Here is a 6,820-nt window from a genome sequence, read left to right on the forward strand (position 1 = left end):
CGATGATCGGCTATTGGTATTCGATGGTGATGTGGAAGGTGCCGCTGTAGTTGCCGGCGCTTTGGCCGGCGCCGACCTGCAGCGTGGCGCCGATCGACAGTACCTGGCTGCCGCCGGTGAGCACGCCGCCGCCGGCGGGAGCGCTGGTAAAACCGGTCAGCGCCATGCTGGCCGCGCCGGCGTTGATGCTGGCGGCGGACGGCAGGCTGACGATGTAGACCAGGTTGGCGTTGGCCGGCTTGCTGTCGCTGATGGTGAACCTGGCCGCCGCCGCCGCCGATGGCAGCAGCACGACGCCGCCGCCGGAGGCGCGGTTGCCATGCGCGTCGACGCTGACGCTGCCGGCGGAGCCGACGGCGAAGCGGCCGAAGGCCAGGCTGCCGGCAGGAGCGGCGTTCAACTGCGCGCGCGCCGGCATGGCGGCCGGAACGGCGGTCAGTATGGCCAGCGCCAGCGCCAACGTGCCGCCGCAGCGCCGCGCGTCAGTTGTATTCAACGGTGGCGACGACATCGCCGGCATACACGCCAGGGACCTGGTTGGCTGCCACGGTCAGGGTGCCGCCCACGTACAGCGACTGGGCGCCGCCGGCCGAGAGGGTGCCGCTGGTGGCGTCGCCCGAGGTGGCGTCGAGGCCGGTGAGGTTGCTGAATTTGGCCAGCGTCATGGTTTCGTTGCCGCTGCCGGTGGTGTTGGTCAGCGCGACCGTGCCGGAATGGGTGATGGTGTAAGTGCTGTTCGGTTCGCCAGTGATGTTGAATCTGGCGGCCGTGGTGGCCGAGCCGCTCATCGCCACCACGCCGCTGACGGTGCGCGCGCCGCTGGTGCTGACGGTGATGGTGCCGCCGGCGGCGGCGGCAAAGCTGCCGAAGGCCAGCGGGGCCGCCTGCGCGATGACAAGGGGGGTGATCACGGTGCCGCCGGCAACCGCCGTCGCCTGGGCTGCATGGGCAGGTGCGCCCAGGCCCAGGCCGGCGATGAGGATGGCGAGGACGGCCAGGGTGCGCTGCTGTTGGATCGTTGTGTTCATTCCAGCTCCTAAGTTGTGGTCGGTTGGTTTTCTTTGCAGAAGCTCTTTCTGCCAGGGAATAGTACCTGCCATTCCCCATCAAAAACCCACCCTGGCGCGACCTTGCGGCAAAGCTTGATATGCATCTAAGGCGGTGCGCCGGCCGGCCCTGAAGTGTTGCGCAATTGCCGCGCCAGCGTGGTGCGCATGGTACGGCGGCGCGATGGTTGTGCGGTGTGCTATCTTGCATGCCGGAAAAACCCGCGCCGGGCCGGCGCGGCGGGCAAAGCCGCTGTCCGTCGGCGCCGGCGCGGTTTCGTCGGATTCGGCGCCGCCTGCCGGCGAGCGCTTGCTATAGTCGTTTTCACTTTTCCCTGACTGGATTGCCGACCATGACGAGTTTCTTCTTTATCTTCCGGATCACCCTGGCCTGGGCGATCGCCAGCACGGTGCTGGCGATCACAATCGGGCAGACCATGCTCAGTGAGCGCGACAGCGGCGGCCCGCTGCTGCTGCTGGTGCTGGGCGCGATGGCGTTTGCGGCGGTGAACGCGTTTTCGCATGTGCGCCGGGTGCGCCTGCTGACGGGCGAGGTCAGCAGCGCCACCTTGTCCAGCCGCCAGCGGCGCCAGATCGAGGTGCCGTTCGAGGCCGGCGAAACGTTCGACATCGTCGACGCCGCCATCCGCGACCTGCCCGGCGCCGAGCAGGTCGACAGCGCGCGCGACAGCTTGCAGGTGCGCGCCAAGATCCGTTACCTGCATCCCTATCGCGGCGGCTGGCTGTCGCGGATGACGGGCCACGCCGGGCCGAGCGGCAACCAGGTCATCGTTACCGTCACGCCGAATGGCGACGCCGGCAGCGTGACCCTGATCTGCGAGCCGGAACGCTGGGCCTGGACCGACTGGTTCATGGTCGACGCCGGCGCCAATGTCGAAAACGCCGACGCCATCGGCCGCGCCGTGGCGCGCCGGGTGGCCGAGCGGCGCCGCAGCGAGCAGGCGGCGGCGGCGCAGACGGCCACCGAGAAGGAACTGACCGTGGCCAAATTGAGCTTGCTGCATGCGCAGGTCGAGCCGCATTTTTTGTACAACACCCTGGCCAGCGCGCAACTGCTGACCCGCAGCGACCCGGCCCGCGCCGACGAGATGCTGGGCAACCTGATCGCTTACCTGCGCAATTCGCTGCCGCGCACCGACGATGCGCTCTCGACCCTGGGCAAGGAACTCGAGCGCGCCCGCGCCTACCTCGACATCCTGGTGATCCGCATGGGGCCGCGCCTGCGCTTGCAGGTCGAGGTGGCCGCCGAGTTGCATGCGGCGCCGTTTCCCGCCATGATGTTGCAGACCCTGGTCGAAAACGCCATCAAGCATGGCCTGGAAGCGAAGGCGGGGGGAGGGACGGTGTGGATCATCGCGCGCGTCCACGATGGCGTGCTGGCGCTGACGGTGGCCGACGACGGGCGCGGCTTGTCGGGCGAAGGCGGCGGCACCGGCATCGGCCTGCGCAATGTGCGCGAGCGCCTGCGCCTGGCCTACGGCAGCGCGGCCGGTTTTACCATCGTATCGAACTATCCGAGCGGGGTGGCGGCGACGATCAGCGTCCCGTACACGGGCGCGGCAACGACGCAGGCGGCGGCATGACTGAGTGTGTGATTGCGGAAGATGAACAGCTGCTGCGCGACGAGCTGGTGCAACTGCTGGCGGCCGCCTGGCCCGAGTTGCGCATCGTGGCCGCCTGCGACGACGGCGCCGGCGCGCTCGAAGCGATCGCCCGCTACCTGCCGCAGGTGGCCTTTCTCGATATCCGCATGCCGGGACTGAGCGGGCTGGAGGTGGCCGGCGCGCTGGCCGAGGTCAGCCCGGCCACGCAGGTGGTGTTCGTGACCGCCTACGACCAGTATGCGATCGACGCCTTCGAGCGTGGCGCGCTCGATTACCTGCTCAAGCCGGTGGTTCCCGCGCGCCTGGCGGCCACGGTGCGGCGGCTCAAGGCGCGCCTGGCCAGCGGCGTGGCGGACGCCGGCGCGCTGGCCGCCTTGCTGCGCCAGCTCGGGCAGGCGGCGCCGCCGCCCAGGGCCGAGCCGCTGGTGTGGCTGACCGCCAGCGCGGGCGCGGACACGCGCCTGATCATGGTCGAGGATGTGGCCTACTTCCAGGCCGACAGCAAGTACACCGTGGTGATGACGGCGCAGGGCGAGGCGCTGCTGCGCAAGCCCCTCCGCGAACTGCTCGAGGTGCTCGATCCGGCCGTCTTCCGCCAGATTCACCGCTCGACCATCGTCAACGTCAAGGCCATTGCCTCGGTCGCGCGCGACGACAGCGGGCGCGGGGTGCTGCGCCTGCGCACGCGGCCGGAAACGCTGGCCGTCAGCCAGCCGTTCATGGCCCTGTTCCGCGCCATGTAGGCACTCTGTACGCTGGCGCACGGACTCAATCGTTGCTTTTGTTAAACTTGTAGACGTGGGCCGCAAGCCGCGTGGCGGCCTGCGGCCCACGGCGCGCCTGCCGGGCGTGCCTACTTTCTTCGTGAGGCAAGCATGAAAAACGTGATCATCGCCGCCGTCCTGCTGGGCGCAAGTGTGTCTGGCCAGGCCCAGATCAATGTCCGCATCGATATCGGACAGCCGGGATTTTACGGACGCATCGACCCGGGCGATATTGGCCGGCCGCAGGTGGTCTATACCCAGCCGGTGATGGTGGAACGCCATGCGCGCGGCGCGCCCGAGCCGGTGTACCTGCGGGTGCCGCCGGGGCACATGAAAAAATGGAGCAAGCATTGCGCGCGCTACGACGCGTGCGGGCGCCAGGTGTATTTTGTGCGCGATGACTGGTACACCAATACGTATGCGCCGCGTTACCGCGACATGCGCGGCGGCGGGCGCGATCATGGACGCGACCGCGAGCGCGACCGCGGGCCGGATCGCTATGAGCGCCACGACCGGGATGACCGGCATGAGCGCGGGCACGGCAATGGCCACGGCAACGGCAACGGCAATGGCAATGGCCACGGCAATGGCCACGAGCGCGACAAGAACGGCTTCCGCTGACGCGGTGTTGGCGTGGCCAACCCTGGAACTGCGCAGCGTGAGCGCGATTGTGCGGATCGCAGTAGACTGACGTTGTCAAAAATTCAGGGAGATTCTCTTGCGCGGCGAAATTGTGATTGTCGGAGGTGGGGCGGGCGGTTTGGAACTTGCCAGCAAATTGGGCCGCAAGCTGGGTCCGTCCAAGGTGTTTCTCGTCGATAGCCGCCTGTACCACATCTGGAAACCATCGCTGCATGAAGTCGCCGCCGGCACCCTCGATATCCACCAGGAAGGCTTGTCCTACCAGATGCTGGCGCACGACAATGGCTTCAGCTTCGTCTACGGCGCCCTGACCGGGCTCGATGCCGCCGCCAGGCGCCTGACCATCGGCCCGATCCGCACGCCGCAGGACGAAGAAGTGCTGCCCGAACGCACACTCGAGTTCGGCTCGCTGGTGATCGCCGTCGGCAGCACCTCCAACTATTTCGGGGTGCCAGGCGCGAAGGAATACACGATTTCCCTGAACGCGACCGAAGACGCCGAGCGCTTCCGCCTGCAACTGCTCAAATTGCTGGCCCGGGCCGATGCGCGCAAGCCGGTCGAGCCGGACGCGGGCGTCGATATCGTCATCATCGGCGGTGGCGCCACCGGGGTCGAGCTGGCGGCCGAGCTGCGCGAAGCGAGCGCGGTGTACACCACCTATGGCTTCCAGCACCTCAAACCGCAGCAGGACGTGCGCATCACCCTGCTCGAAGGCGCCCCGCGCATCCTCGCGCCGCTGCCGGAACGGGTGTCGAACGCGGCCCTGAAGCTGCTGAACGAGCGCGGCATCAAGGTGGTCAACGAGTGCCGCGTGACCGGCATCGGGCCCGACCAGGTGAGCGACAAGAACGGCAACGTCTATCCATCCGACCTGTGCGTGTGGGCGGCCGGCATCCGCGCGCCGGAATTTTTGGCCACGCTCGGCTTGCCGCTGGCGAAGGGCGGGCAGATCGAGGTGGACGGCTTTCTGCGCGTCAAAGACGCGCCGGGCCTGTACGCGATGGGCGACTGCGCCGCCTGCGTCGACGCCGACGGCAAGATGGTGCCGCCGCGCGCCCAGGCCGCGCACCAGCAGGCCGATTACCTGCTCGACACCTTCCTGCGCCAGCAGCGCGGCAAGGCGGCGCCGGCCAAGCCTTACGCCTACAAGGATTACGGCTCGCTGGTGTCGTTCGGCCAGACCACCACCGTCGGCAGCCTGATGGGTTCGCTGAAGGGCTTGAGCTGGTTCGTCGAAGGTTTTTTCGCGCGCATGATGTATGTCAGCCTGCACCTGATGCATCACGCAGCCGTGCTCGGCTCGGTGCGGACGGGCGTGCTGGCGCTGGCGCGCTTCCTGATCAAGCGCAGCACGCCGCAAGTGAAGCTGCACTGAGCCTCAAGCCTTTTCTCGGTGGCACTCTGCTGTCTTGATGCCGGCGCGCCGCAGGATCAGGAATAGGGCATTCACGCCGCTCAGCGGCGGTAAGGCAGTATGCCGCCCCGGCACGCACCTTGCTCAGCGCCGAGGACTTGGAGGCTGGGTTGAATATCGCACCCATACGTATTGAAGTGATCGAGGCCCGCCGCAGCCGCAAAGGTGGCGCCATCGTGTTGGCACGCCCTGTGCCGATGAAGGTAGCGGCGGCCTGCGGTGGCGTGATCGTGCTTGCTCTTGCGCTGCTGCTGGTTTTTGGCGAATGCAGTAGCAAGGTAAGAGTGAAAGGCCAACTGGTGTATGCCGGTGGCGCCATCAAGGCGGTCGCCCCGCAATTTGGCCGCATCGTCGCGCGCCATGTCCAGGAGGGCGAGGCGGTCAGGGCTGGGCAGGTGCTTCCCGGCGCAATATAGCAGGCTCTATTGACTGCGAGGGGACGCTATGCCGACGGTTTATGCAACATTCAGGCTAAAAAGGTTCGTGTGAATACTGTCACACTTCCGACGATGTGCAAGTAGGCCCCTTGCGTCAAATGATCCACGAGCGTGGTTCCAGCCTGGTGCGGGTGCGCCCCGATGCAATGTGCATAGCGGCGCGTCGCCCGACGTAAGTGCCCCCCGCGCGGTGGCCACCCGGTCCTACAGGGGGGTGGTATTCTTGTGGGGCGGGAAGGGCGCGGCAGAGGTTCTTGCGCGAGCAAAGGATTTTTCAAAGAGCGCGCGCTGACCGACTGCCTGCATGAAAGTCTGCCCTGGTGGTGAGGAGAGGAAGGCGATAATTTTGCGCGGGTCGATGTTCTGCGCGTTCAATTGCTCGAAGACGGTTGCACGATAGCCCCCGGCGCGCAGGCGCTCATGCAAATTGGCGTAAGCATGAAGCCATGACTCGTAACGAAACACGTCCGTATAGCCGTACTTGCCAATCGACATAGGAAACTGCGGTTCGGTAGTCCGCAGGAACGACTGTAACGCTGCGACGCTGTCGGGACTCAGTTCACTCACCATTTCCGGGTTGCCCAGGCTCATGGCCAGCACTTCCGCCCCGTAGGCGGACTTTTGTCCGACGATCAGTTTGATGAACCCGGCCTGACGATCCTGCGGCACGTGGCGCAGATTGTGCGCCAGCTCGCCGGCGTAGGCATCGGCGCTCAGCACATCGGTCTTGCGCCCATGCTCAAGCACGGCCTGCAAGTCCTCTAACCTGAATTTTGCACAAAAAGGGGCAAGAATGCCGTAAGTGATTGATAGAATGGGAGTTATCTAAAAACCTACCCTATCAGCACGAACACACCTTGCCCGACATGAATTCTACCCCAGAGCAGCTCCG

The 6,820-nt window shown here is 66.3% G+C and carries 8 protein-coding genes; 5 read left to right on the forward strand and 3 right to left on the reverse strand.

The genetic code is table 11. The features are described from left to right. Positions 1 to 10: 10 nt before the first annotated feature. Together F1735_RS25605 and F1735_RS25610 are read right to left on the reverse strand one after the other, a co-directional pair. Positions 11 to 496: a DUF4402 domain-containing protein gene (locus tag F1735_RS25605; RefSeq protein WP_167239561.1), complete on the reverse strand. Its 486-nt coding sequence runs from the start codon at positions 494 to 496 to the stop codon at positions 11 to 13. Beyond that, positions 483 to 1,028 carry a DUF4402 domain-containing protein gene (locus F1735_RS25610; RefSeq protein ID WP_167239562.1) on the reverse strand — a complete coding sequence of 182 codons (546 nt, stop codon included), beginning with the start codon at positions 1,026 to 1,028 and terminating at the stop codon, positions 483 to 485. Before F1735_RS25610 ends, F1735_RS25605 begins: the two co-directional genes overlap by 14 nt. A 371-nt stretch (positions 1,029 to 1,399) precedes the next feature. Between F1735_RS25610 and F1735_RS25615 the strand changes: the two genes are divergently transcribed. The 5 genes from F1735_RS25615 (at position 1,400) to F1735_RS25635 (ending at position 5,907) form a co-directional block, all read left to right on the forward strand. Beyond that, positions 1,400 to 2,650 (forward strand): sensor histidine kinase, encoded by a 1,251-nt coding sequence (locus F1735_RS25615; protein WP_167239563.1) that lies wholly within the window; start codon positions 1,400 to 1,402, stop codon positions 2,648 to 2,650. Continuing rightward, the gene (locus F1735_RS25620) at positions 2,647 to 3,414 is read left to right on the forward strand and encodes a LytR/AlgR family response regulator transcription factor (RefSeq protein WP_167239564.1); all 768 of its coding nucleotides are present in this window, start codon (positions 2,647 to 2,649) and stop codon (positions 3,412 to 3,414) included. The genes F1735_RS25615 and F1735_RS25620 overlap by 4 nt, the downstream gene beginning before the upstream one ends. Positions 3,415 to 3,546: 132 nt before the next feature. Then, complete coding sequence (locus tag F1735_RS25625) at positions 3,547 to 4,056, forward strand: hypothetical protein (RefSeq protein ID WP_167239565.1); 510 nt, start codon at positions 3,547 to 3,549, stop codon at positions 4,054 to 4,056. 97 nt (positions 4,057 to 4,153) lie between these two features. Continuing rightward, positions 4,154 to 5,452 (forward strand): NAD(P)/FAD-dependent oxidoreductase, encoded by a 1,299-nt coding sequence (locus tag F1735_RS25630; protein ID WP_167239566.1) that lies wholly within the window; start codon positions 4,154 to 4,156, stop codon positions 5,450 to 5,452. 149 nt (positions 5,453 to 5,601) lie between these two features. Beyond that, positions 5,602 to 5,907: a hypothetical protein gene (locus tag F1735_RS25635; RefSeq protein ID WP_167239567.1), complete on the forward strand. Its 306-nt coding sequence runs from the start codon at positions 5,602 to 5,604 to the stop codon at positions 5,905 to 5,907. 225 nt (positions 5,908 to 6,132) lie between these two features. Here the strand turns inward: F1735_RS25635 and F1735_RS25640 are convergent, their stop codons facing one another. Next, the gene (locus F1735_RS25640) at positions 6,133 to 6,684 is read right to left on the reverse strand and encodes a hypothetical protein (RefSeq protein WP_167239568.1); all 552 of its coding nucleotides are present in this window, start codon (positions 6,682 to 6,684) and stop codon (positions 6,133 to 6,135) included. Positions 6,685 to 6,820: the final 136 nt, after the last annotated feature.

This window comes from Massilia genomosp. 1 (assembly GCF_011682185.1).
Classification (GTDB): Bacteria; Pseudomonadota; Gammaproteobacteria; order Burkholderiales; family Burkholderiaceae_D; genus Telluria_A; species Telluria_A rubra.